This is a genomic window from Mycolicibacterium obuense (assembly GCF_055397605.1).
In genome coordinates, this window is the sequence record NZ_AP043663.1 from 1,880,229 (window position 1) to 1,905,738 (window position 25,510).

The window sequence follows — 25,510 nt, forward strand, 5'->3', positions numbered from 1 at the left end:
GTGAGTCCGAAGGCGTCCCCTGATCCCGAGGCAGTGCTGGCCGAGCAGGCCGACGACGCCCCGGAAGCGGAGGTCCGGCGGCAGTGGCAGGAGCTCGCCGACGAGGTGCGCGAGCACCAGTTCCGCTATTACGTGCGCGATGCGCCGGTCGTCTCCGACGCCGAGTTCGACACCCTGCTGCGCCGCCTGCAGGCGCTGGAGGACGACCATCCCGAGCTCCGCACACCCGACTCGCCGACCCAGCTCGTCGGCGGCGCCGGGTTCGCGACGGACTTCACCCCGGCTGAGCACCTCGAGCGGATGCTCAGCCTGGACAACGTCTTCGATCCCGAGGAGCTGGCTGCGTGGGCGGCGCGCATCGCGGGGGAGATCGGTCCGCACGCCCAGTACCTGTGTGAGCTCAAGATCGATGGCGTGGCACTCGCGCTCGTCTATCGCGACGGGCGGCTCGTCCGCGCGGCCACGCGAGGTGACGGGCGCACCGGCGAAGACGTCACACTGAACGCGCGCACCATCGAGGACATCCCCGAAACCCTCACCGCCACAGACGAATTCCCTGTCCCGCCGGTGCTCGAGGTGCGCGGCGAGGTGTTCTTCCGGGTGGCGGACTTCGAAGAGCTGAACGCGGGCCTGGTCGCCGAGGGCAAGCCCCCGTTCGCCAATCCACGCAACAGCGCCGCAGGCTCACTGCGTCAGAAGAACCCCGCGATCACCGCGAAGCGCCGGCTGCGGATGATCTGCCACGGACTGGGGCACATCGAGAGCCCCGGCGGCTTTCCGTTCGCGACGCTGCACGATGCCTACCGCGCGCTCGGCGCGTGGGGGCTGCCGGTGTCCGACCACACCGCCCAGGTCAAGGGTCTTCAGGCGGCTACCGAACGCATCGCCTACTGGGGTGAGCACCGCCACGATGTCGAGCACGAGATCGATGGCGTGGTGGTCAAGGTGGACGAGGTGGCGTTGCAGCGCCGGCTGGGGGCGACATCGCGAGCACCCCGGTGGGCGGTGGCATACAAGTATCCGCCGGAGGAGGCGACCACCAAGCTCCTCGACATCCGCGTCAATGTGGGCCGCACGGGCCGGGTGACTCCGTTCGCCTACATGGAGCCCGTGAAGGTCGCGGGGTCGACGGTCGGGCTGGCTACGTTGCACAACGGGTCGGAGGTCAAGCGCAAGGGCGTGTTGATCGGCGACACGGTGGTGATCCGCAAAGCCGGCGACGTCATTCCCGAGGTGCTCGGACCGGTGGTGGATCTGCGGGACGGCTCCGAGCGTGAATTCACGATGCCGACGCACTGCCCCGAGTGCGGAACCGAGTTGGCACCGGCCAAAGAGGGTGACGCCGACATTCGCTGCCCCAACTCCCGGTCCTGTCCGGCGCAGTTGCGGGAGCGGGTGTTCCACGTCGCCGGTCGCGGCGCCTTCGACATCGAGGGACTCGGTTATGAGGCCGCCACCGCACTGCTGCAGGCCGGCGTCATCACCGACGAGGGCGACATCTTCGGGTTAACCGCCGACGATCTGCTGCGGACCGAGTTGTTCACCACCAAGGCCGGTCAGGTCTCGGCGAACGGCAAGCGGCTGCTGACCAATCTGGACAAGGCCAAGGCGCAACCGCTGTGGCGGGTACTGGTGGCGCTGTCCATCCGACACGTCGGTCCCACGGCGGCGCGCGCGCTGGCCACGGAATTCGGCAGCCTCGAGGCGATCACGTCGGCCTCGGAAGATCAGCTCGCCGCCACTGAAGGTGTCGGCCCGACGATCGCCGCCGCCGTCACCGACTGGTTCACCGTCGACTGGCACCGCGCGATCGTCGACAAGTGGCGGGCGGCCGGCGTCCGGATGGAAGACGAGCGCGACGCCAGCATCGAGCGCACGCTCGAAGGCCTGTCGATCGTCGTCACGGGCTCCTTGGCGGGCTTCAGCCGCGACGACGCGAAGGAAGCGATCATCGCGCGCGGCGGCAAGGCCGCCAGCTCGGTGTCGAAGAAGACGGCGTACGTGGTCGCCGGCGACGCCCCGGGATCCAAGTACGACAAGGCCATCGAACTCGGCGTCCCGGTGCTCGACGAGGATGGTTTCCGCCGACTGCTCGACAGCGGCCCCGACGCGGTGGCAGACGCCGTCCCGCCCGAGGGCTAACGCAGGATCGTCGCGATGATGCCGGCCAGGTAGCCCAGCCGCGCCACCTCGCTGGGACGGAATTCGGGTCCGCCCGGCCGACCGAGCACGATCGCGGTGTGGGTGTCGCCCAGCGGTGCGGCCGTCAGCGTCGTGTCCATGTCGCGCCACACCTGGGGCACCCAGTCCGCGTGGCCGTCCAGCGCTTTCGGAGAATCCAGCGGCAGCCATGGGGTCTGCGCGGCCTGCGTCTCCGGGGCCCCTGAGCTGCCGACCACGCGCTGAGGTCCCTGCTCGGTCAGGCGCGTCACCGTGCACCAGCCGACCCGCAACACCTTGGGCGCCTCGTCGACCAGCACCTGCAGGCGGCGATCTTTGCCGTTCGCCGCGGCCACGTGGTCGATGAGCTCGAGCTCACGGTGCGCTTCGAGCAGCCCGGTGTGCGGCCGGATGCTGTCGACGTAGACGCCGCTGATCTTCTCGGCGGCGGTGATCAGCATGTCGGGCATCGCACCCGGCGGGAGTTCGACCACCAGGTCGTCGACGGCATAGCCGGAGGTGCGCTCGACCACGTCCAGGGACAAAATGTCGGCGCCGACGGACCCCAGGGCCACGGCCAGCGAACCGAGGCTGCCCGGGCGGTCCTCCAGCTCGACACGCAGCAGATACGACGGCACGCGCAACACTGTGTCACGGACTCCCGGGCGGCGGCGACTCGGACGCAAGCGCCGGAGTCGCGTTCAACTAGGCTTCGTGGTCGTGTCCCAGATCTCCCGAGACGAGGTAGCGCACTTGGCGCGGCTGGCCCGTCTGGCCCTGACCGACGATGAACTCGACAGCTTCGCGGGTCAGCTCGACGCCATCATCGGCCACGTCAGCCACATCCAGGCCGTCGACGTCACGGGCGTCGCCGCCACCGACAACCCGCTCGCGAGCGTGAACGTCTACCGGTCCGACGAGCCGCAGCCGTGTCTGACGCAGGAGCAGGCGCTGGCGGAGGCACCCAACGCCGCCGAAGGACGCTTCGCCGTGCCGCGCATCCTGGGGGAGCCCGAATGAGCCACACCGATGAGCCGCTTGCGCGAAGAGCAGAAGGCAACGACCTGATCCGGCTCGACGCCGCCACGCTGGCCGGCAAGATCGCCGTCGGCGAGGTGTCCTCGGTCGAGGCGACGCAGGCCTGCCTGGACCAGATCGCCGCCACCGACGGCGACTATCACGCATTCCTGCACGTCGCGGGCGAGCAGGCGTTGGCCGCCGCCGCCGAGGTCGACAAAACTGTGGCCGCGGGTGAGCAGCTGAGCTCTCCGCTGGCCGGCGTTCCGCTCGCCCTCAAGGACGTGTTCACCACCGCCGACATGCCCACCACCTGCGGGTCGAAGATCCTCGAGGGCTGGACGTCGCCGTACGACGCCACGGTGACGGCCCGGCTGCGCGCCGCGGGCATCCCGATCCTCGGCAAGACGAACATGGACGAGTTCGCGATGGGCAGCTCGACCGAGAACTCCGCCTATGGCCCCACCCGCAACCCGTGGGACACCGAGCGGGTGCCCGGCGGTTCCGGCGGTGGCAGTGCGGCCGCGCTGGCCGCGTTCCAGGCGCCGCTGGCCATCGGCTCGGATACCGGCGGGTCGATCCGCCAACCCGCCGCGCTGACTGCCACTGTCGGGGTGAAACCGACCTACGGCACGGTGTCGCGCTACGGGCTGATCGCGTGTGCGTCCTCGCTCGACCAGGGAGGCCCGTGCGCCCGCACCGTGCTGGACACGGCGCTGCTGCACCAGGTCATCGCCGGGCACGACCCGAGGGATTCGACGTCGATCGACGCCGCGGTGCCCGACGTCGTCGCCGCGGCGAAGGCCGGAGCCGCCGGTGACCTGACGGGCGTGCGCATCGGGGTGGTCAAGCAGCTGCGCAGTGGCGAGGGCTATCAGCCCGGCGTGCTCGCGTCGTTCACCGCGGCCGTCGACCAGCTCAGCGCGCTCGGCGCGGAGATCACTGAGGTGGACTGCCCGCACTTCGACTACTCGCTGCCGGCCTACTACTTGATCCTGCCGTCGGAGGTGTCGTCGAACCTGGCGAAATTCGACGGGATGCGCTACGGCCTGCGCGTCGGCGACGACGGCACCCACAGCGCCGAAGAGGTGATGGCCCTTACCCGCGCCGCTGGGTTCGGTCCAGAAGTCAAGCGCCGCATCATGATCGGTGCCTACGCACTCTCGGCGGGCTACTACGACGCGTACTACAACCAGGCGCAGAAGGTCCGCACGCTGATCGCGCGTGATCTGGACGAGGCGTACACGAAGGTCGACGTGCTGGTGTCCCCGGCGACGCCGACCACCGCATTCCGTCTCGGGGAGAAGGTCGACGACCCGCTGTCGATGTATCTGTTCGACCTGTGCACGCTGCCGCTGAATCTGGCCGGGCACTGCGGGATGTCGGTGCCGTCGGGGCTGTCGAGTGATGACAATCTGCCGGTGGGCCTGCAGATCATGGCGCCGGCACTGGCTGACGACCGGCTCTATCGGGTGGGTGCGGCCTATGAAGTTGCCCGGGGTGCTCTGCCAACTGCGCTGTGACAGGGGAGGATGGAGACCATGCGCATCGGAGTACTGACCGGCGGTGGTGACTGTCCAGGACTGAACGCGGTGATCAGGGCGGTGGTGCGAACCTGCGACGCGCGGTACGGCTCCTCGGTCGTCGGGTTCCTCGACGGCTGGCGCGGCCTGCTCGAGGACCGGCGCATCCAGCTGGCCAACGACGACCGCAACGACCGGCTGCTCGCCAAGGGCGGCACCATGCTCGGCACGGCCAGGACGAACCCCGACAAGCTGCGCGCCGGCCTGGACCAGATCAAACAGACCCTCGAGGACAACGGCATCGACGTGCTGATCCCGATCGGGGGAGAGGGCACGCTGACCGCGGCGCACTGGCTCTCCGAGGAGGGGGTGCCCGTCGTCGGTGTTCCGAAGACCATCGACAACGACATCGACTGCACCGACGTCACATTCGGGCACGACACGGCCCTCCACGTGGCCACCGAGGCCATCGATCGGTTGCACAGCACCGCGGAATCACATCAGCGCGTGATGCTCGTCGAGGTGATGGGGAGGCACGCGGGGTGGATCGCGCTGAACGCCGGGATGGCCTCGGGCGCGCACATGACACTGATCCCCGAGCAGCCCTTCGACGTCGAAGAAGTGTGCCGACTGGTCAAACGCCGCTTCCAGCGCGGTGATTCGCACTTCATCTGCGTCGTCGCCGAGGGCGCGAAGCCGGCCGAGGGCACCATGCAATTGCGCAAGGGCGGCATGGACGAGTTCGGTCACGAGAGGTTCACCGGCGTCGCTCAGCAGTTGGCGCTCGAGGTCGAGCAGCGCATCAAGAAGGAGGTGCGCGTGACCGTGCTGGGCCACGTCCAACGCGGTGGCACCCCAACGCCGTACGACCGGGTGCTGGCCACACGTTTCGGCGTGAATGCCGCCGACGCGGCGCACGCGGGGGAGTACGGCATGATGGTCTCGCTGCGGGGTCAGGAGATCGGCCGGGTGCCTCTCGCCGATGCGGTGCGCCAACTCAAGCTCGTGCCACAGAGCCGCTACGACGACGCCGCCGAGTTCTTCGGCTGAGTTTTTTCGGCGACCAGGTACGAACTCGAGTGACTCGCCGGGAAAACACTCGAGTTCGTGTCTTCTCGCGGGAGAAAAGTGCCCGTCCGTTGCGCGGCACGGCAGACTGCACCCATGCACGGCGAGTCGCGGGGACCACTGCACGCGCGTCTCGTCGTCGATGAGGCCGGCACCGTCGTCGCCGCCGATCCGGCCGTCGTTCCCATGCTCGGCGACCGCGCCGTCCCCGGCGCGGATCTGCGCGATGTCCTCGACGGCAATACCGCGGCCGAAGTGCTCGACTACCTGGGCGGCCGACACCGGCACGCGGCCGTGTTCGACACCGGCGGGCTGCGCATCGTCGTCCGGCCGGCCAAGGGCGGCGATCGCTATGACGTCGAAGTCGAGAACGTCGATGTCCAGCAGGCCCGCCTGCGCCGTCTGCACCTGACCGAGGCGACGATCGAGCGCGTCACCGACATGATCATCTGGCTGGACCGAGACGGCAGGTACGTCTTCGTCAACGCCGCGGCCTGCAGTCTGCTCGGCTACACCGCTGACGAACTGTCCCGGCTCCGCGTGGTCGACGTCGATCCGTTCTTCGACGACGAGATCTGGCGAGAGCACTGGCGCGACATCGTGGAACGCAAATCCTTCGTCATCGAGACGGTGAACACCACCAAAGACGGAACCGACATACCGATCGAGGTGACGGTGAACTACGTCGACTTCGACGGTGAGGAGTACAACTGCTCGATCGTGCGGGACATCACCGAGCGCAAGGTCGTCGAGTCGCGGCTGCTTGCGCTGAACGAGGAGATCACCCGACTGTCGATCACCGACGATCTCACCGGGATCGCCAATCGTCGCCGATTCGACGCGGTACTGGCCGATTTCGTCGACAACCATGCCGTCACGGGCGATCCTCTGTCGATCATCATGATCGACATCGACCACTTCAAGGTGTTCAACGATCACCTCGGCCACAGCGCGGGGGACGAATGCCTGAGACAGGTGGCCTCGGTTCTCGATCGGATAGCCGCCGCGCAGGGCGGGCTCGCGGCCCGGTACGGCGGCGAGGAGTTCCTGTGCCTACTTCCGCGCGCCGACGAGGCGGCCGCGGCCGAGGTCGCCCGACAGTGCCAGACCGCCGTGGCGGAACTGGAGATCGCGCATCCCGCGTCGATGACGGCAGCGGCCCTCACCGTCAGCGCCGGAGTGCTGACCTGCCGCCGCCCGTTCGACATCGCCCGCATTCTGACCGGCGTGGACGCCCAGCTCTACCGCGCCAAGCGGGAGGGCCGCAACCGGGTGGTGCACGGACCGGACACCGGCTCGGCAGCGCCCAGCACTTAGGATCGGGGCATGACTTCCGTGACCTCGGCCACCGCACCGCTGCTGGACTACGACCAGGTCATCGCCGCCTACGAGCCGGTTCTCGGCCTCGAGGTGCATGTCGAGCTCTCGACGCAGACCAAGATGTTCTGCGGCTGCCCGAACCGCTTCGGCGGTGAACCCAACACCCAGGTGTGCCCGGTGTGCCTCGGGCTGCCCGGTTCGCTGCCGGTGCTCAACGAGTCGGCGGTCGAGTCCGCGATCCGGATCGGTCTGGCGCTGAACTGCCAGATCGCGCCGTGGGGCCGGTTCGCCCGCAAGAACTACTTCTATCCCGATCAGCCGAAGAACTACCAGATCAGCCAGTACGACGAGCCGATCGCCGTCAACGGCCACCTCGAGGTGCCGCTCGACGACGGCAGCACATGGCGCGTGGAGATCGAGCGCGCGCACATGGAGGAGGACACCGGGAAGCTGACCCACCTGGGCAGTGACACCGGCCGTATCGCCGGCGCGACGACCTCGCTCGCCGATTACAACCGGTCCGGCGTGCCGTTGATCGAGATCGTCACCAAGCCGATCGAAGGCGCCGGTGCCCGCGCCCCCGAGATTGCCCGCGCCTACGTGACCGCACTGCGAGACCTGCTGCGCGCCTTGGACGTCTCCGACGTCCGCATGGATCAGGGCTCGATGCGCTGCGACTCCAACGTCTCGCTCAAGCCGATCGGACAGGTCGAGTTCGGTACCCGCACCGAGACCAAGAACGTCAACTCGCTCAAGAGCGTCGAAGTCGCGGTGCGCTACGAAATGCGCAGGCAGGCAGCAGTTCTGGAGTCCGGTGGCACCGTCACCCAGGAGACCCGGCACTTCCACGAGGACGGCTACACCTCACCGGGCCGCAGCAAGGAGACCGCTCAGGACTACCGCTACTTCCCCGAACCCGATCTCGAGCCCGTCGCGCCCAGTGATGAACTCGTCGAGCGGTTGCGTGGCACCATTCCCGAGCTTCCCTGGTTGTCGCGCAAGCGCATTCAGCAGGAGTGGGGCATCTCCGATGAGGTGATGCGCGATCTCGTCAACATCGGGGCGCTCGATCTGATCACCGCGACGGTCTCGCACGGCGCGTCCAGCGACGCTGCGCGCGCCTGGTGGGGAAACTTCCTGGTGCAGAAGGCCAACGAGAAAGGCGTGGAACTCGACGAGCTGCCCATCACGCCCGCCCAGGTGGCCGCGGTGGTCAAGCTCGTCGACGACGGGAAGCTCTCGAACAAGCTGGCCCGCCAGGTCGTCGAGGGGGTGCTGGCCGGCGAGGGCGAACCCGATGAGGTGATGACCGGGCGCGGGCTCGCGGTGGTTCGCGACGATTCACTCATCCAGTCCGCGGTCGACGAGGCGCTGGCCGCCAACCCGGACATCGCCGAGAAGATCCGCGGCGGCAAGGTGGCCGCGGCAGGCGCGATCGTCGGTGCAGTGATGAAGGCGACCAAGGGGCAGGCGGACGCCGCGCGCGTGCGTGAGCTGGTCATGGCCGCCTGCAGTTGACGCTGCCGATGAAGCGCGCCCAAGACCTGGTACTGCGCCTGCTCTCGCATCCGCTGCGGCTGCTGTCGCTGCGCTCGATCGTCATCCTGGCGCAGGTCGGCGTGATCATCCTGGTGCTCACGCTCGGCATCTGGGTGTGGGTGGGCGTCACCAACGATCAATACGATCAGCTCGACCGTCGGTTGGACTCGCTGTCGAGCCTCGGTGACGTGAACACGCTGCTGCGCAGCGCGCAGGAAGGAGTGGGGCCCGAACCGGCCGAGGGCGGCCTCGTCCGCACGGCGCGCATCGGACCGGTCGCCGTGTCGATGCCGCCCGACATCGTCCTGCCCGAGCTGCCCAACGGGTACGCCGACGCGACGATCGGCGGCGTCGAGTACCGCATCCGCACCATCACCACCGGCGCCGCGTCGATCGCACTCGGCGCGCCGCTGGCCGACACCCAGGCGCGGATCGACTCGCTGCACTGGCGGGTGTTCTGGATCTGCGCGGGCGTGATCCTGGCCACGCTGCTGGTGGGGTGGGTGATCGCGCTGATCATGGTCAATCCGTTCCGGCTGCTCGCGCAGCAGGCGCGTGCCATCAACGCCCAGTCCAATCCGGACGAGGTGCAGGTGCGCGGCGTGTGGGAGGCTGTCGAGATCTCCGAGGCGGTGGAGGGCATGCTCGCCCGCATCGGCAACGAGCAGCAGCGGACCCGGGCAGCGCTGGAATCGGCGCGCGACTTCGCCGCGGTGGCCTCCCATGAACTGCGCACCCCGCTGACGGCGATGCGCACCAATCTCGAGGTCCTGATGACCCTCGACCTGAGCCCGGAGCAGCGCCGGGAGGTCATCGGCGACGTCATGCGCACGCAGTCGCGGATCGAGGCCACTCTGTCGGCGCTCGAGCGACTGGCGCAGGGCGAGCTGACCACGGTGGCCGACTTCGTCCCCCTCGATGTCGCCGAACTGCTCGACCGTGCCGCCCACGACGCCCGGCACAACTACCCGGGGCTGGAAGTCTCGCTGGCGTCGTCGACGACGGTGCTGATGCTGGGAATGCCTGCCGGGTTGCGATTGGTGGTCGACAACGCGATCGCCAACGCCGTCAAGCACGGCGGCGCGACGCGGGTGCAGCTGAGTGTGATCAGCTCGGCCGACGGGGTCGAGATCGCGGTGGACGACAACGGTTCCGGCGTGCCGGAGGAGGAACGAAAAGAAGTGTTCCAACGCTTCCACCGGGGGACGACGGCGTCCCGCTCGGGCTCCGGCCTGGGCCTGGCACTCGTCGCGCAACAGGCCGAAATCCACGGCGGCACCGCGGCTTTGGAGCACAGCCCGCTGGGTGGCACACGGCTGATCCTGCGCCTGCCCGGGTCGGGGCCCAGTTCGGTCTAGGTCTTCTCGTCGTTGGCGCGGGGGAAGCCACCGCCCTGCGGGAACAGCGGGAACACCACGTCGTCGAGCTTCTCCGCGTCTCCGGAGGTCTTGTTGACCGTGGCGCCCCAGATGTTGCCGTCGGGAGCGACCTGCAGCGCCCAGGCATGGCCGTGCTGATCCTTACGGACCACCTCAGGCTCGCCGGTCACCGCGCCGGTGTCGGGTGCCATCCGCACCGCGACGGTCTGCTTGGTGTTGACGAGGTTCACCAGCACGGTGCCGTCGAGAGCGGCGCAGCCGGCCACCCCGGGCCGGTCCGGCCAGGACCACACCGTCGACACCTTGGAGTCCTTGGTGATGCGCTGCAGCCGATCCGCGGTCGGGGTCCGGTCGGTGACGTAGAGCGATTCGTCGGACGGGTCGATGCACATGCCGCCGCCCGGCCCCAGGCCGGACAGCGCGGTGGTGGTGGGCGCCTGGTTGACCGTGGTGGGCTGCTCGATGCGCAGCAGCTTGCCGGCCATCGAGCCCGGATCGGCGGCCAACGCCGGGTCGCCCGCGTCGCCGGTCTGCACCATCAGCGTGGTGGGGCTGGTGAAGACCAGTGACCCGGTGTTACCAGTGGCGCCCTTCGGGATGCCGGTCAGGATCGGCTTGGGCACGTCACCGTCGGCGATGCGTACCACCCTGTTGTCGGTCGGGGTGCTGATGTAGGCGTAGGTCAACCGATCCTGCTGGTAGGTGGGCGACTGAACGATGTCCATCAGCCCGCCGTCGCCGCTGCCGTCGACCGGGATCGTCATCTTGACGAAGGGCTCGGCCCTTGTCGCGACCTGCTTGACCGCGCCGGTCACCCGTTCGGCCACCAGCGCCGACTGGCTGTCGGGCAGCATGATGAGCCCGCTGGTGCTCTCCAGGCAGCCCTGCATGACGCCTTGCGCCGGACACGCCTTGGGGAACGGTTGGGCGGGTAGGGGCGCCGGCGGCGGCGGCGTCGACGTGGGCCCCGGCGCCATCTGCGGCTTCGTGGTGAACGGCTGCGACTGCGCCGAATCGAAGCGCGCGCAGCCGGTGATGCCCAGCAGGGCTGCACTGGCCACCACCGCGGCTACCCGCAACGACCGGCGTCGACTCATGCGAGCCAGATTACGGATCGTTGCGCGGTGCTCGCCACGGCGCCCGGGTCGACCAGGTCAGACGGGTCGGTGCACCCGTCAAACACGTGGTCGGGCGCGCCGAGCGAATTCCCGGGTACGACCTGGTCAGCCCTTACCCTGCTAGGTGTGACCAGCCCGCAAGACTCACAACCCTGGCAGCGGCCCGCCGACTCGGGTGGCCGGCCCGCGTCGGCGCGTCTGGTGGACCCGGAAGACGATCTGCCCTCGGAGCACTACGGCGGCGACTTCGAGACGACCGCGATCCCTCGCTATGACACCGCCAAACCAGCTGGTCAGCAGCCGTTCGGCCTGCTGGGCGACGCCGAACCCCTGCCGTACGTCCAGCCGGGTGCAGGTCTGGCGCCCGGCTCCTACGGGGCGACGACGGCCGCGCCGACCGAGGTCGGGGCGTTCGACGAGAGCCGGGAGCGCGATCGCCGCGGCACCCAGGATCTCGGCCTGCTCGTGCTGCGGGTGGCCGTCGGGGTCCTGCTGGTGGCGCACGGCCTGCAGAACTTGTTCGGGTTGTGGGGCGGTCCCGGGTTGGGTGGTTTCCGCGACTACATCGCCGACGCGGGCTTCCGGTACGCCGACATCCTCAGCTATGTGGCCGCCGGTGGCGAGGTCGCGGCCGGCATCCTGCTGGTGCTGGGGCTGTTCACCCCGGTGGCGGCCGCGGGTGCGCTGGCCTACCTGATCAATGCCGTGCTCGCCGAGGCGTTGGCGGCCCACAACGACGCGCGACTGTCGGCGTTCCTCACCGATGGCCATGAGTATCAGGTGGTGCTCGTCGCGGCGGTCGCGGCGATCATCCTGACCGGACCCGGCCGGTACGGTCTGGACGCCGGTCGCGGCTGGGCCCGACGCCCGTTCCTCGGCTCGTTCGCTGCACTGGTCCTCGGGATCGGCGCCGGCGTCGCGGTCTGGGTGCTGCTCAACGGCGCCAACCCGTTGGCCTGACGTCTACTCGTACGGATTCGGTACCCGGCCGCCGCTGGCGGCCGTCAACACCGGAAGGCTCGCGAACGTGACCGCCGGCAGCGTGGTCTCGCTGCCATCGGACTTCCGCGCCAGAGCCCACGCCTTGCGGCCGAAGCGCAGTCCCTCGATGTCCGCCCACCGCATCTTCTGAGTGCCGAAGAGTGTCCGCACGGTGACGGTCTCCCGGTCGGCGACCGTTCGGTAGCGCGCGATCGCGACCGACATCGCGATGGGGATCAGCAGCAACACGGCGAACCAGCCGGGGCCGGCGAACACGATGGACAGCAAGGCCAGGGCGAAGAGCGCGACGGCGAGATGCGCCATGGGCGATATGCGGATCACGACCGGGGCGGGCGACGACGTGGCGGAGGCCATGGGCCCATCATTCCATCCGGGGCCAGGGCGGGAATGTGGCCGACCGCGGCGGAGCCGGGAATGTGGCCGATACCGGCGGAGCCGGGAATTTGACCGAAGTCCGGTTCGCGGGCTACCGTCGGGAGCTATGCAGATCCCGGGCTCGCTCGTAGTAATTGGGTTGCGCGTTGATGCCGCGCTAGCCCCGGTCCGGGCATAGCACAACCGCATCGACGCGCAACCCTCGCTCAGCCTCCCGGCTGACGGGGGTTTTTTGTTGCCCCAGCACCGATTTGAGAAGATCTAACCCAAGCCATTCAGGCCGGACAGGACACAGAGGACACCGTGAGCGCACCCACCACGCGAGCACCTGAGCAGCCGGCGACCCCGGCCAACGGGACTCGCACCGCCGCCCCCGCCCCGTCGCAGCCCAAAAAGGTTGCGCCACTTCAGCTGACCGGCGCAGAAGCCGTGATCAGGGCACTCGAGGAACTCGACGTCGACGTGATCTTCGGCATCCCGGGTGGTGCGGTGCTGCCCGTCTACGACCCGCTGTACGACTCGGTGAAGCTGCGCCACGTTCTGGTCCGGCACGAGCAGGGTGGCGGCCACGCCGCCAGCGGCTACGCCCACGCGACCGGCCGGGTCGGCGTCTGCATGGCGACCTCGGGCCCCGGGGCCACCAACCTGGTGACGCCGCTGGCCGACGCCTACATGGATTCGATCCCGGTGGTCGCCATCACCGGTCAGGTCGGCCGCGCGCTCATCGGCACCGACGCCTTCCAGGAAGCCGACATCTCCGGCATCACGATGCCCGTCACCAAGCACAACTTCCTGGTCCGCAATGGTGACGACATCGCGCGCGTCATCGCCGAGGCGTTCCACATCGCCGCCAGCGGGCGTCCCGGCCCGGTGCTCGTCGACATCCCCAAGGACGTGCTGCAGGGCCAGTGCACCTTCAGCTGGCCGCCGAAGTTCGAACTGCCCGGCTACAAGCCGAACACCAAGCCGCACAACCGGCAGATCCGTGAGGCCGCCAAGATGATCGCGGCGGCCCGCAAGCCGGTCCTCTACGTCGGTGGCGGCATCATCCGCGGCGAGGCCTCCGAGCAGCTGCTGGAACTGGCCGAGCTCACCGGCATCCCGGTGGTCACCACGCTGATGGCGCGCGGCGCGTTCCCCGACAGCCATCCGCAGAACATGGGCATGCCCGGCATGCACGGCACGGTGGCCGCGGTGGCGGCGCTGCAGCGCAGCGATCTGCTGATCGCGCTGGGCACCCGCTTCGACGACCGGGTGACCGGCAAGCTGGATTCCTTTGCCCCCGAAGCCAAGGTGATCCACGCCGACATCGACCCCGCCGAGATCGGCAAGAACCGGCACGCCGACGTCCCGATCGTGGGTGACGTGAAGGCCGTCATCACCGACCTGATCGAGGCCCTCCGCCGGGACAGTGGACTCGGCTCGACTCCGCTGGCCAACTGGCGGGAGTACCTGGCCGGTATCCAGGCGACCTACCCGTTGAGCTACGGCCCGCAGAGCGACGGCAGCCTCTCACCCGAGTACGTGATCGAGACGCTCGGCAAGATCGCCGGCCCGGACGCGATCTACGTGGCCGGCGTGGGTCAACACCAGATGTGGGCAGCGCAGTTCATCAAATACGAGAAGCCCAAGACCTGGCTGAACTCCGGTGGTCTGGGGACGATGGGCTACGCGGTGCCTGCCGCGATGGGCGCGAAGATGGGCTGCCCGGACACCGAGGTGTGGGCCATCGACGGCGACGGCTGCTTCCAGATGACGAATCAGGAGCTCGCCACGTGTGCCATCGAAGGCGTGCCGATCAAGGTCGCGCTGATCAACAACGGCAACCTCGGCATGGTGCGGCAGTGGCAGACGCTGTTCTACGAAGAGCGCTACAGCCAAACCGATCTGGCCACACACACCCGCCGCATCCCTGATTTCGTCAAGCTGTCGGAGGCCCTGGGCTGTGTCGCGCTGCGCTGCGAGCGCGAAGAGGACGTCGCCGACGTGATCAATCAGGCGCGCGAGATCAACGACCGCCCGGTGGTCATCGAGTTCGTCGTGGGCGCCGACGCCCAGGTGTGGCCGATGGTCGCCGCGGGCACCAGCAACGACGAGATCCAGGCGGCGCGCGGCATCCGCCCGCTGTTCGACAACGAAGAGGGACACGCCTGATGACCACCACGCACACACTGTCGGTGCTCGTCGAGGACAAGCCCGGCGTGCTCGCCCGCGTCGCCTCGCTGTTCTCGCGGCGCGGATACAACATCCAATCCCTCGCCGTCGGCGCCACCGAGCAGAAGGACCTGTCGCGGATGACGATCGTCGTCGACGTCGAGGACTCGCCGCTCGAGCAGATCACCAAGCAGCTCAACAAGCTGGTCAACGTGATCAAGATCGTGGAGCAGGACGAGGACAACGCGGTGTCGCGCGAGATCGCACTGATCAAGGTGCGCGCGGATGCGACAACCCGCGGTCAGGTCATCGAAGCCGTGAACCTGTTCCGCGCCAAGGTCGTCGACGTGTCCAACGAGTCGTTGACGGTCGAGGCCACCGGAACCCCGGCCAAGCTCGAGGCGCTCCTGCGCGTGCTGGAGCCGTACGGTATCCGAGAAATCGTCCAGTCCGGTGTGGTGTCGCTGTCGCGTGGCCCCCGCGGAATCGGCACCAAGTAGCTGAAAAGCAAAGAGTAGAAAGAAGATTCACGACAATGGCAGTTGAGATGTTCTATGACGACGACGCGGACCTGTCGATCATCCAGGGCCGCAAGGTCGCCGTCATCGGCTACGGCAGCCAGGGGCACGCGCACTCGCTGAGCCTGCGCGACTCCGGTGTGCAGGTGAAGGTGGGCCTCAAGGAGGGGTCGAAGTCCCGCGAGAAGGTCACCGAGCAGGGCCTCGACGTCGACACCCCGGCCGAGGTGGCCAAGTGGGCCGACGTGATCATGCTGCTGGCGCCCGACACCGCGCAGGCCGAGATCTTCGCGAACGACATCGAGCCGAACCTCGAAGACGGCAATGCGCTGTTCTTCGGTCACGGTCTGAACATCCACTTCGGCCTCATCAAGCCGCCGGCCAACGTCACGATCGGCATGGTCGCGCCGAAGGGCCCCGGCCACCTCGTGCGCCGGCAGTTCGTCGACGGCAAGGGCGTGCCCTGCCTGATCGCCGTCGATCAGGACCCCAAGGGTGAGGGTGAGGCGCTCGCGCTGTCCTATGCGAAGGCCATCGGCGGTGCCCGCGCCGGCGTCATCAAGACCACGTTCAAGGAAGAGACCGAGACCGACCTCTTCGGCGAGCAGGCCGTGCTGTGCGGCGGCACCGAAGAACTGGTCAAGACCGGCTTCGAGGTGATGGTCGAGGCGGGCTACGCGCCCGAGATGGCCTACTTCGAGGTGCTGCACGAGCTGAAGCTGATCGTCGACCTCATGTATGAGGGCGGCATCGCCCGGATGAACTACTCGGTGTCCGACACCGCCGAGTTCGGCGGCTACCTCTCGGGCCCGCGGGTCATCGACGCCGACACCAAGAAGCGGATGCAGGACATCCTCAAGGACATCCAGGACGGCACCTTCGTCAAGCGCCTGGTCGCCAACGTCGAGGGTGGCAACAAGGAGCTCGAGCAGCTGCGCAAGGAGAATGCCGAGCACCCGATCGAGGTCACCGGCAAGAAGCTGCGCGACCTGATGAGCTGGGTCGATCGCCCGATCACCGAAACCGCTTAGTTTCGCCCGCGAAGTCGGTGCCGTTCTCCGCGAACGGCACCGACTTTCGTGTTTCTAGGAGAGGCGGTCGGCGGTGCTGACGACGCGCCGTGCCAGGTGGTCGAGTGCCGCCAGCGTGGCTTCGTCGAGCTCGTTGCGGTTCTCGGGACCCGTCACGTGGCCCACACCGTACGGATTGCCGTCGGCGAACTTGACCCCGTCGGTGTAGCCGGGGGCCACGATGATCCCGCCGAAATGCATCAGCGTGATGTAGAGGGTCAGCAGCGTGGTCTCCTGGCCGCCGTGCGCGGTCTGTGACGACGTGAACCCGGCGTAGATCTTGTCGGCCAGCTTGCCCTGGGCCCACAGGCCGCCGAGGGAATCGATGAAGGCCCGGAACTGCGAGGCGGTGTTGCCGAATCGGGTGGGGGAGCCGAAGATCACCGCGTCGGCCCACACGATGTCGTCGCCGGTTGCCGCCGGAAGATCCTTGGTGGCTTCGTAATTCGCCGACCAGGCGGGGTTCTCTGCGAACGACTCCGGGTCGCGGGTTTCGGCGATGTGGCGCAGACGCACCTCCGCGCCTGCGGACTCTGCGGTGGCGGCCACGCGGTTGGCCATCGCGGTGCCGTGTCCGGTGGCCGAGTAGTAGATCACTGAGAGCTTGGTCATGACGCGAGACTACGCGCGGCCCCCGCAGGATCAGGGTGACAAGCGCGGCAGATTCGTGATGCCGAATTCGCGGCGCAGCACGGTGCGCGCCGCGTAGTAGCCGGCCATGCCGTGCACGCCGGTGCCGGGCGGCGTGGCCGACGAGCACAGGTACGCCTGGGGAATCGGCGTGGTCCACGGGTTCAGTCGCAGTGTGGGTCCCACCATCGCCGCGAACAGCGTGGCGCCACCGACGATGATGTCCCCGCCGACGTAGTTCGCGTTGTGGTCGGCCATCCGGGCTGCGGGCACGCATCGCGCGGCGACCACGAGATCGCGGAACCCGGGTGCGGCACGCTCGAACAGGCCGGTGATCGTCTCGGTGAGGTCCGCGGTGGAACCCGCCGGGACGTGGGCGTAGGTCCACAGCGGCCGCCGGCCCTGGTCGTCGATGCGCGACGGGTCGGCCACGTGCGGCAGCGCGGCCAGTGTCATCGGCCACTCGGCGTGGCGGCCCGCGGCGATCTCGCGTTCGGCCAGCGCCATCTGCGCCCGTGTGCCGCCCATGTGCAGGGTGCCCGCTTGGGCGAGGCGCTGGTCGCGCCACGGGATCTCGCCGGAGAGCACGAAGTCGACCTTGCAGACGCCCGGCCCGAACCTGTAGCGCCGCAATGCTTTTGCATAACGTGTCGGCACCGCGTCGCCGTAGATGTCGAGCAGTGCCGTCGGCGCGGTATCCCAGATGACGACTCCGCCGGGTGGCGTGGTCACCGGTTCGCCGAGCGCCAGTTCGCCGCCGTGTGTCCGAAGATCGGCGATCAGGGCATCGGCGATCGCCTGCGTTCCGCCGACGGGCACCGGCCACCCCGCGGTGTGCGCCACCGTGCCCAGCATCAGGCCCGCGCCGCTGTTGACGGGTGAGGGCATCGTCGAAATGGCATGTACGCCAACGCCGGTGAACAGAGCGCGGGCATCCTCGCCGCGCAAGAGCCCCCACGCCGGGCTACCCATCGCCAAGACCCGCAACCCGGTGCGCACGGTGGTGAGCAGATCCGGCGGCAGGGAACGCTTGTCGCCGAGGAAGAACCCCAGCACCCCGTCGACGTGCTCGGTGAGCGGACCGAACAGCCGCCGCCAGGACGCGCCGTCGTCCAACTCCGCGCATGTGCGCTCCAACGAGCGGTAGGCGACCGCGGCCGGTCGGTCGGGCAGCGGGTTCGCGTACGACACATCCGGCGTGCGCAGCGCCACGCCGCGGGCCGCGAGATCGAATTCGGCGAAGAACGGGGAGGCCACCCCCAGCGGGTGGACGGCCGAACAGATGTCGTGGAGGACACCTGGGTACTCGGGGTCCGGTGCGGAGCGGGCGCCGCCGCCGGCGGTGGGTTGACCCTCGATCACCCGCACCGACAGGCCCGCGCGGGCGCAGATGACCGCGGCCGCCAGCCCGTTCGGGCCGCTTCCGACGACGGTGACGTCCACGCTGGAGTTTCTCCCGCCCACCACCCGACTATTAGAGCCCACTAGGCTGAGGCCTCGTGAGTCTGCCCGTGGTATTGATCGCCGACAAGCTGGCCCCCTCGACCGTCGAAGCGTTGGGCGACCAGGTAGAGGTCCGTTGGGTCGACGGCCCGGACCGGGAGAAGCTGCTGGCCGCCGTCGCCGACGCGGACGCGCTGCTGGTGCGCTCCGCCACCACCGTCGACGCAGAGGTCATGGCCGCCGCACCCAAGCTGAAGATCGTCGCCCGTGCCGGCGTCGGACTGGACAACGTCGATGTCGACGCCGCCACCGCCCGTGGTGTGCTGGTGGTGAACGCCCCCACCTCGAACATCCACAGCGCCGCCGAGCACGCGCTGGCGCTGCTGCTGTCGGCGGCCCGCCAGATCCCGGCCGCCGACGCCACACTGCGTGCGCACACGTGGAAGCGGTCGTCGTTCTCCGGCACCGAGATCTTCGGCAAGACGGTCGGTGTCGTCGGCCTCGGCCGGATCGGCCAGCTGGTGGCCCAGCGGCTGGCGGCGTTCGGCGCGCACATCACCGCCTACGACCCCTATGTCTCGCACGCCCGCGCGGCGCAGCTCGGCATCGAACTGCTCACCCTCGACGAGCTCCTCGCCCGCGCCGACTTCATCTCGGTGCACCTGCCCAAGACCAAGGAGACGGCAGGCCTGATCGGCACGGACGCGCTGGCCAAGACCAAGCCGGGTGTGATCATCGTCAACGCCGCACGCGGCGGACTGATCGACGAGCAGGCCCTGGCCGATGCGATCACCAGCGGCCATGTCCGCGGCGCCGGCCTCGACGTGTTCGCCACCGAGCCGTGCACCGACAGTCCGCTGTTCGAGCTGCCTCAGGTCGTCGTGACGCCGCACCTGGGTGCGTCGACCGCCGAAGCCCAGGACCGTGCCGGCACCGATGTGGCGGCCAGCGTCAAGCTCGCACTCGCCGGTGAGTTCGTGCCCGACGCCGTCAACGTCGGCGGCGGCGCCGTCGGCGAAGAGATCGCGCCCTGGCTGGATCTGGTCCGCAAGCTCGGCCTGCTCGTCGGAGCCCTGTCGGCGGAACTGCCCACCAACCTCTGCGTGCAGGTGCGCGGCGAGCTGGCCAGCGAGGAGGTCGAGGTGCTGCGCCTCTCGGCGCTGCGCGGCCTGTTCTCTGCGGTGATCGAAGATCCGGTGACCTTCGTCAACGCCCCGGCGCTGGCCGCCGAGCGCGGTGTCGAGGCGTCCATCGACACCGAATCGGAGAGTCCCAACCACCGCAGCGTCGTCGACGTCCGCGCGGTCGCTGCCGACGGCACCACGGTGAACGTGGCCGGCGCGCTCTCGGGCCCCCAGCAGGTCGAGAAGATCGTCCAGGTCAACGGCCGCAACCTCGATCTGCGCGCCGAGGGCGTGAACCTGATCATCAACTACGACGATCAGCCCGGCGCGCTCGGCAAGATCGGCACCCTCCTCGGCAGCGCCGAGGTCAACATCCTGGCCGCTCAGCTCAGTCAGGACGCCGACGGAAAGGGCGCGACGATCATGCTGCGCCTGGACCGGAACGTGCCCGGCGACGTGCTGGCCACCATCGGCCGCGACGTCAACGCTGCGACATTGGAAGTGGTCGACCTGACATGAGTGCTCCTGTGAAACTCGCGGTGATCGGCGGCGACGGGATCGGTCCCGAGGTGATCGGCCAGGCCCTCACCGTCCTCGACGCCGTGCTGCCCGGAGTGGAGAAGACCGAATACGAGCTGGGCGCGCGCCAGTATCACAAGACCGGCGAGGTGCTGCCGGACTCCGTGATCGACGAGCTCAAGGCGCACAACGCGATCCTGCTCGGCGCCATCGGTGACCCCTCGGTGCCCAGCGGTGTCCTCGAGCGAGGGCTGCTGCTGCGCATCCGCTTCGAGCTCGACCACCACGTCAACCTGCGTCCGGGCCGGCTCTACCCCGGGGTGCGCAGCCCGTTGGCAGGCGATCCGGAGATCGACTTCGTCGTGGTGCGGGAAGGCACGGAGGGGCCCTACACCGGGAACGGCGGTGCGATCCGCGTGGACACCCCGCACGAGATAGCGACCGAGGTCAGCGTCAACACCGCCTACGGGGTGCGTCGCGTCGTGCTCGACGCGTTCCATCGCGCGCAGGGCCGTCGCAAGCACCTCACGCTGGTGCACAAGAACAACGTGCTGACCTACGCCGGCTCGCTGTGGTGGCGCACCGTACAGAGCGTCGCGGCCGAATACCCCGACGTCGAGGTGGCGTATCAGCACGTCGATGCGGCAACGATCCACATGGTGACCGATCCGGGCCGCTTCGACGTGATCGTCACCGACAACCTGTTCGGCGACATCATCACCGACCTGGCCGCGGCGGTGTGCGGCGGCATCGGGTTGGCGGCCAGCGGCAACATCGATGCGACGCTGACCAATCCGTCGATGTTCGAGCCGGTGCACGGCAGCGCGCCCGACATCGCGGGGCAGGGTATCGCGGATCCGACGGCGGCGATCATGAGCGTGTCGCTGCTGCTGGCCCACCTCGGTGAGCTCGACGCCGCCGCCCGTGTCGACGCGGCGGTCGCCGAACATCTCGCGACCCGCGGGGACCAGACGCTGACCACCGCCGAAGTCGGCGAGCGCATCCTCGGGAAGCTGTAGCCATCCGGGTCGCGGCCACGCTGTCTGCGCAGTGCTGGCTGTTCGTCGTCGGATCGTCGCTGTTCGCGCTCGCCACCGCGCCTGGCGTCCCGGCGTGGCTGGGCGCGGGCGGGGCGAACCTGTTGTGCTTTTGCGGCTCCTGGTTCTTCACCACCGCGGCCGGCATCCAGCTGCTCCGCAGCAACCGCACCGACCGCGCGGAGTGGTCAAGTGCTGCAGTGCAATTGGTCGGCACGCTGCTGTTCAACGTCAGTACCGGCGCCTCGGTCCTGGCGCACGCCGTGGCCAGCGAGCGGCACTACGTGTGGGTGCCCGACGTGGCCGGCTCGACGGCTTTTCTGGTCAGCGGAGTTCTCGGTGTGGTCGCGACCGGCGCGCTGATCGATCTGCGATCGCGTGACTGGTGGGCCGCGGCGGTCAACATGGTCGGTTGCGTGGCGTTCGGGGTGTCGGCGGCCGCTGCATTCGTGCGCGCGACAGGCGTCACCGAAGACGAACGGCTGGCCAATCTCGGCACCTTCACCGGGGCTCTGTGCTTCCTGGCCGCTGCCCTGATGCTGTTGCCGGGTCAGGCTGCTTCCCGGGCCTGAGGTGCGCTGGTGGCCGGCACCGACGGGATCGCCAGCAGGGGGATGAGCGCACACACCGCGAACGCCGCCGGGTAGCCGGCCGCGCCGATCAGCGCCCCGAACAACGGCGGTGTGACACCGGCGGTGAGCAGCTGCGTGGTGTTCTGCGTGCCCAGCGCGCGGCCGCTCCAGAACGGTCCCGCGACTTCGGCGATCGCGGTGAAGGCCAACCCGTTGTCGGACGCCGTGACCACCGATGCGACGACCATCAGCGCGACACTGATCGGGGAGTCCAGCCAGTCGGTCAGCGCCAGCAGCCCCATCGACACCGCGGCGGCCGCGGCGATCGTCCGGATGGGTCTCATCCGAGAGCTCAGCACGTCGCCGGACCGGCGCAGCACGAAGTCTGACCATCGGCCCGCGGCGATGCGCCCGCCGGCGCCGAAAAGCTGGGCGACCGTGACCATCGCGCCCGCGGACCCGGCGGACCATCCCCGGTCGGTGATCAGCCAGGCCAGCGTGAACGTCCACACCATCGCCTGCGGAGCCACCAGCAGCAGCGAGGTGAGATGGATGCGCACCAGCAGCGAAGAACCCCGGTAGGGGTTGGCGAGGTCGGCGTCACTGGCTTCCGCGCGTGCGGGCCGCGGTGGGTCCAGCACCGCGACGGCGCACACGACGGCTGCGGCGGCGCAGACCACAGCGGGAAACAGCAGCGCGCCCGACACCCCGCGGGATTCGGCCAGTCGCGGAATCACGAGGGCGCCGAGTCCGACGCCGAGCGGCTGTGCGGTCTGGCGGATCCCCATCACCAGGCCCCGCTTCTCCGCGGCGAACCAGCCCACCACGAGGCGCCCACTGGCAGTGTTACTGCTCGCCGCCGCCATGCCGCCGAGGAAGAGGAAAGCCCCGACCGCAGGTAACGAGTCCGCCGATGCGGCGCCGAAGCCGGCGGCCGCGGTCAACGCGGAACCCAGGGTCAACACGGTGCGCTCGCCGAAGCGGTCGACCACATAGCCCCAGGCGATCAGCGTCACCACCATCCCGAGGCTGGGCAGCGCCGACATCAGGCCGGCCTGTGCGAGGTCGAGGCCGCGTTCCCGATGAAGCGTCGGTATGAGAAAGGCCACACCGTTGATGAACACGTTGGCGCACAACGTGGCGCCGAGAGCGACGATCAGCATCGACCATCGGCGTGCGGTGCTGATCGAGGCGGGGTCCATCTGGCCATCGTGACAAGAACGTCTCAATATGCAGAACCTATATCTCATCATGTGAGACTGCTGGTGTGTGAGCTGTGCGCCTGCCGCGGCGGCCGGCGCTGCCGCTAGGCTGAGCCCCATGCGTCTTGGTCGAATCGCCAGCCCGGATGGCGTGGCTTTCGTGTCCATCGAAGGGCCGGTCGACGAGCCCGGTGAAGCCATCGCCCGGGAGATCGCCGAGCATCCCTTCGGCACACCGACATTCACCGGCCGGCAGTGGCCGCTGGCCGATGTGCGCCTGCTGGCGCCGATCCTCGCCAGCAAGGTCGTCTGCATGGGCAAGAACTACGCCGCTCACATCGAAGAAATGGGTGGCGGCACCTTCGAGGATCCGATCATCTTCCTCAAGCCCAACACCGCGATCATCGGCCCGGGTACCGCGATCCAACTGCCGGCTGACGCGCATCCCGTGCACTTCGAGGGCGAACTGGCTGCAGTCATCGGTCGTCCGTGTAAGGACGTGCCTGCCTCGCGGGCTGCCGAGAACATCCTCGGCTACACGATTGCCAACGACGTCTCTGCGCGCGATCAGCAGAAGAAAGACGGCCAGTGGATGCGCGCCAAAGGCCACGACACGTTCTGTCCGGTCGGCCCGTGGATCGTCACCGATGTGGATGCAACTGATCTCGAGATCCGCACCGAGGTCAACGGTGAGGTCAAGCAGCGCAGCCGAACATCGTTGATGATCCACGACATCGGCGCGATCATCGAGTGGATCTCGGCGGTCATGACGCTGCTGCCGGGTGACCTGATCCTGACCGGCACGCCCGAGGGCGTCGGACCTCTCGAGCACGGCGACTCCGTCAGCGTCAGCATCGAGGGCATCGGAACGCTCACCAATCCCGTTGTGCGCAAAGGAAAATCGTGACCGCCCCACCGATCGTCAGAGTCAGGTTCTGTCCGTCGCCGACGGGCACCCCCCATGTGGGGTTGATCCGCACCGCGCTGTTCAACTGGGCGTACGCCCGCCACACCGGCGGAACATTCGTGTTCCGGATCGAGGACACCGACTCGGCGCGCGACAGCGAGGACAGTTACCGGGCGCTCCTGGACGCCTTGCGCTGGCTCGGCCTCGACTGGGACGAAGGCCCCGAGGTCGGCGGACCCTATGAGCCCTACCGCCAGTCGGGCCGTCGCGAGCTCTACACCGACGTGCTGCAGCGGCTGCTCGACGCCGGCGAGGCCTACGAGGCGTTCTCCACCGCCGAGGAGGTCGAAGCGCGCCACCTCGCGGCGGGGCGCAACCCCAAGCTGGGGTACGACAACTTCGATCGCGACCTCACCGATGAGCAGCGGGCAGCGTTCCGTGCCGAGGGCCGCTCGCCGGTCATCCGGCTGCGCATGCCCGAGACGGACATGACGTGGGACGACCTGGTTCGTGGGGAGACGACGTTCCCGGCTGGTTCGATCCCGGACTTCGCGCTGACCAGGGGCAACGGAGAACCCTTGTACACCTTGGTCAATCCGGTCGACGACGCACTGATGAAGATCACCCACGTGCTGCGGGGGGAGGATCTGTTGCCGTCGACCCCTCGCCAGTTGGCGCTCTATGCCGCGCTCGAGCGGCTCGGCATCGCCGACGGGACACCGCGCTTCGCCCACCTGCCGCCCGTCCTGGGGGACGGGAACAAGAAGCTGTCGAAGCGGGACCCGCAATCGAACCTGTTCCTGCACCGGGATCGCGGCTTCATTCCCGAGGGCCTGCTCAACTACCTTGCGCTGCTGGGGTGGTCGATCGCCGATGACCGCGACGTGTTCGGCATCGACGAGATGGTGGCGGCCTTCGACGTCGTCGACGTGAACTCCAATCCCGCGCGGTTCGACCAGAAGAAGGCCGACGCACTCAACGCCGAGCACATCCGGCTGCTCGAGCCCGCGGAGTTCACCCGCCGCCTCGCCGAGTACTTCCGTGCTCACGGCCACGACACCGGACTCGACGACGACGCATTCGCCGAAGCGGCCGTCCTGGTGCAGACGCGGATCGTCGTTCTCGGCGACGCCTGGGGGCTGTTGAAGTTCCTCGACGACGCCTCCTTCGCGCTCGACGAGAAGTCGGCGGGCAAGGAACTGCGGCCCGACGCGGTCCCCGTTCTCGACGCCGCCCTCGGCGCTCTCGAGGCGATCGGGGAGTGGAGTGGCCCACGGATCGAAGAAGCGCTCAAGGCGGCGCTGATCGACGGGCTCGACCTCAAGCCTCGCAAGGCGTTCGGGCCCATTCGAGTCGCGGTGACGGGGTCATCGATCAGCCCGCCGCTGTACGAATCGTTGGAACTGCTGGGCAGGGACCGCACACTGGCCCGGCTGCGCGCGGGCCGCGACCATGCCGGAGCGTCCGCGTGACGGGGGTGGAAAAACCACCCGAGAATCTTTGGTAGTCTGCTCGTCGGCTCGCAAGACGGCGCAGCGCGGCACAACCGCGAGGCGCCAGGGCCGAAAAATAGCCCGTGACCTGCGGTGACGGGCTGCCAATGGGGTATGGTGTAATTGGCAACACAGCTGATTCTGGTTCAGCCATTCTAGGTTCGAGTCCTGGTACCCCAGCCAACGCGCGGATTAGGTCAGCACTGTGTCCCTCAGCTATGCTTTCCGTCCGTAACAAGTTCTAGCCCCCGTCGTCTAGCGGCCTAGGACGCCGCCCTCTCACGGCGGTAGCGTGGGTTCGAATCCCATCGGGGGTACATCAGCTCGCAGGTCCTGTCAG

Annotated in this window: 22 protein-coding genes and 2 tRNA genes; 18 read left to right on the forward strand and 6 right to left on the reverse strand. The window is 68.6% G+C overall.

Annotation, left to right across the window (positions count from 1 at the left end; genetic code table 11):
• Complete coding sequence (gene ligA, locus ACZ50N_RS08940) at positions 1 to 2,142, forward strand: NAD-dependent DNA ligase LigA (protein ID WP_048425285.1); 2,142 nt, start codon at positions 1 to 3, stop codon at positions 2,140 to 2,142.
• On the opposite strand, the gene ACZ50N_RS08945 is transcribed toward ligA, so the two are convergent.
• On the reverse strand, positions 2,139 to 2,807 hold the full coding sequence (locus tag ACZ50N_RS08945) for an ACT domain-containing protein (RefSeq protein ID WP_046362369.1): 669 nt from the start codon (positions 2,805 to 2,807) through the stop codon (positions 2,139 to 2,141). The two genes, ligA and ACZ50N_RS08945, sit on opposite strands and share 4 nt — an antisense overlap.
• A gap of 73 nt (positions 2,808 to 2,880) precedes the next feature.
• Between ACZ50N_RS08945 and gatC the strand changes: the two genes are divergently transcribed.
• The 6 genes from gatC (at position 2,881) to ACZ50N_RS08975 (ending at position 9,985) form a co-directional block, all read left to right on the forward strand.
• Positions 2,881 to 3,180: an Asp-tRNA(Asn)/Glu-tRNA(Gln) amidotransferase subunit GatC gene (gene gatC, locus ACZ50N_RS08950; RefSeq protein ID WP_046362390.1), complete on the forward strand. Its 300-nt coding sequence runs from the start codon at positions 2,881 to 2,883 to the stop codon at positions 3,178 to 3,180.
• On the forward strand, positions 3,177 to 4,700 hold the full coding sequence (gatA, locus tag ACZ50N_RS08955; protein WP_048425286.1) for an Asp-tRNA(Asn)/Glu-tRNA(Gln) amidotransferase subunit GatA: 1,524 nt from the start codon (positions 3,177 to 3,179) through the stop codon (positions 4,698 to 4,700). Before gatC ends, gatA begins: the two co-directional genes overlap by 4 nt.
• Positions 4,701 to 4,718: 18 nt before the next feature.
• Entirely contained in the window at positions 4,719 to 5,750 is a 1,032-nt protein-coding gene (locus ACZ50N_RS08960) for an ATP-dependent 6-phosphofructokinase (protein WP_046362389.1), read from the forward strand.
• Positions 5,751 to 5,864: 114 nt separating this feature from the next.
• Complete coding sequence (locus ACZ50N_RS08965; protein WP_464475189.1) at positions 5,865 to 7,085, forward strand: sensor domain-containing diguanylate cyclase; 1,221 nt, start codon at positions 5,865 to 5,867, stop codon at positions 7,083 to 7,085.
• Between the two features lie 9 nt (positions 7,086 to 7,094).
• Positions 7,095 to 8,606, forward strand: coding sequence for an Asp-tRNA(Asn)/Glu-tRNA(Gln) amidotransferase subunit GatB (gene gatB / locus ACZ50N_RS08970; protein ID WP_464475190.1), 1,512 nt, complete (start codon positions 7,095 to 7,097; stop codon positions 8,604 to 8,606).
• An 8-nt stretch (positions 8,607 to 8,614) separates the two neighbouring features.
• On the forward strand, positions 8,615 to 9,985 hold the full coding sequence (locus tag ACZ50N_RS08975) for a sensor histidine kinase (protein WP_111508614.1): 1,371 nt from the start codon (positions 8,615 to 8,617) through the stop codon (positions 9,983 to 9,985).
• Here ACZ50N_RS08975 and ACZ50N_RS08980 read toward each other — a convergent pair.
• Positions 9,982 to 11,103, reverse strand: a complete 1,122-nt coding sequence (locus ACZ50N_RS08980; protein WP_046362365.1) for a PQQ-dependent sugar dehydrogenase — start codon at positions 11,101 to 11,103, stop codon at positions 9,982 to 9,984. The genes ACZ50N_RS08975 and ACZ50N_RS08980 overlap by 4 nt on opposite strands.
• Positions 11,104 to 11,250: 147 nt before the next feature.
• Between ACZ50N_RS08980 and ACZ50N_RS08985 the strand changes: the two genes are divergently transcribed.
• Positions 11,251 to 12,084 (forward strand): DoxX family protein, encoded by an 834-nt coding sequence (locus ACZ50N_RS08985; RefSeq protein ID WP_046362364.1) that lies wholly within the window; start codon positions 11,251 to 11,253, stop codon positions 12,082 to 12,084.
• 3 nt (positions 12,085 to 12,087) lie between these two features.
• Here ACZ50N_RS08985 and ACZ50N_RS08990 read toward each other — a convergent pair whose 3' ends face one another.
• Positions 12,088 to 12,480 (reverse strand): PH domain-containing protein, encoded by a 393-nt coding sequence (locus tag ACZ50N_RS08990; protein WP_166429170.1) that lies wholly within the window; start codon positions 12,478 to 12,480, stop codon positions 12,088 to 12,090.
• Between the two features lie 324 nt (positions 12,481 to 12,804).
• On the opposite strand from ACZ50N_RS08990, the gene ACZ50N_RS08995 reads away from it, so the two are divergent.
• The 3 genes from ACZ50N_RS08995 to ilvC are packed head-to-tail and all read left to right on the forward strand — an operon-like array spanning position 12,805 to position 16,204.
• On the forward strand, positions 12,805 to 14,655 hold the full coding sequence (locus ACZ50N_RS08995) for an acetolactate synthase large subunit (protein ID WP_048425289.1): 1,851 nt from the start codon (positions 12,805 to 12,807) through the stop codon (positions 14,653 to 14,655).
• Entirely contained in the window at positions 14,655 to 15,155 is a 501-nt protein-coding gene (gene ilvN, locus ACZ50N_RS09000) for an acetolactate synthase small subunit (RefSeq protein ID WP_046362361.1), read from the forward strand. The genes ACZ50N_RS08995 and ilvN overlap by 1 nt, the downstream gene beginning before the upstream one ends.
• A gap of 35 nt (positions 15,156 to 15,190) precedes the next feature.
• Complete coding sequence (gene ilvC, locus ACZ50N_RS09005) at positions 15,191 to 16,204, forward strand: ketol-acid reductoisomerase (RefSeq protein WP_048425290.1); 1,014 nt, start codon at positions 15,191 to 15,193, stop codon at positions 16,202 to 16,204.
• Positions 16,205 to 16,258: 54 nt separating this feature from the next.
• Here ilvC and wrbA read toward each other — a convergent pair whose 3' ends face one another.
• Positions 16,259 to 16,855 carry an NAD(P)H:quinone oxidoreductase gene (wrbA, locus tag ACZ50N_RS09010; RefSeq protein ID WP_046362359.1) on the reverse strand — a complete coding sequence of 199 codons (597 nt, stop codon included), beginning with the start codon at positions 16,853 to 16,855 and terminating at the stop codon, positions 16,259 to 16,261.
• Between the two features lie 30 nt (positions 16,856 to 16,885).
• On the reverse strand, positions 16,886 to 18,316 hold the full coding sequence (locus ACZ50N_RS09015) for a phytoene desaturase family protein (protein WP_464475613.1): 1,431 nt from the start codon (positions 18,314 to 18,316) through the stop codon (positions 16,886 to 16,888).
• Positions 18,317 to 18,372: 56 nt separating this feature from the next.
• Here ACZ50N_RS09015 and serA point away from each other — a divergent pair, with 56 nt between their 5' ends.
• From serA to ACZ50N_RS09030, 3 genes are read left to right on the forward strand one after another with little or no spacing between them, the layout of a single operon-like run.
• A complete protein-coding gene (gene serA, locus ACZ50N_RS09020; protein WP_464475191.1) occupies positions 18,373 to 19,959 on the forward strand; it encodes a phosphoglycerate dehydrogenase in 1,587 nt (528 codons plus the stop codon).
• A gap of 8 nt (positions 19,960 to 19,967) precedes the next feature.
• Positions 19,968 to 20,978, forward strand: coding sequence for a 3-isopropylmalate dehydrogenase (locus ACZ50N_RS09025; RefSeq protein ID WP_046362356.1), 1,011 nt, complete (start codon positions 19,968 to 19,970; stop codon positions 20,976 to 20,978).
• A 38-nt stretch (positions 20,979 to 21,016) separates the two neighbouring features.
• Entirely contained in the window at positions 21,017 to 21,568 is a 552-nt protein-coding gene (locus ACZ50N_RS09030) for a hypothetical protein (RefSeq protein WP_413783382.1), read from the forward strand.
• On the opposite strand, the gene ACZ50N_RS09035 is transcribed toward ACZ50N_RS09030, so the two are convergent.
• Complete coding sequence (locus ACZ50N_RS09035) at positions 21,547 to 22,770, reverse strand: MFS transporter (RefSeq protein ID WP_464475192.1); 1,224 nt, start codon at positions 22,768 to 22,770, stop codon at positions 21,547 to 21,549. The genes ACZ50N_RS09030 and ACZ50N_RS09035 overlap by 22 nt on opposite strands.
• 118 nt (positions 22,771 to 22,888) lie before the next feature.
• Between ACZ50N_RS09035 and ACZ50N_RS09040 the strand changes: the two genes are divergently transcribed.
• From ACZ50N_RS09040 to ACZ50N_RS09055, 4 genes are all read left to right on the forward strand, one after another.
• The gene (locus tag ACZ50N_RS09040; RefSeq protein WP_046362353.1) at positions 22,889 to 23,677 is read left to right on the forward strand and encodes a fumarylacetoacetate hydrolase family protein; all 789 of its coding nucleotides are present in this window, start codon (positions 22,889 to 22,891) and stop codon (positions 23,675 to 23,677) included.
• Positions 23,678 to 23,688: 11 nt separating this feature from the next.
• Complete coding sequence (gene gltX, locus ACZ50N_RS09045) at positions 23,689 to 25,149, forward strand: glutamate--tRNA ligase (protein WP_073684633.1); 1,461 nt, start codon at positions 23,689 to 23,691, stop codon at positions 25,147 to 25,149.
• Positions 25,150 to 25,278: 129 nt separating this feature from the next.
• Positions 25,279 to 25,353, forward strand: a tRNA-Gln gene (locus tag ACZ50N_RS09050).
• A gap of 61 nt (positions 25,354 to 25,414) precedes the next feature.
• Positions 25,415 to 25,487 (forward strand) — tRNA-Glu (locus tag ACZ50N_RS09055).
• Positions 25,488 to 25,510 lie beyond the last annotated feature (23 nt).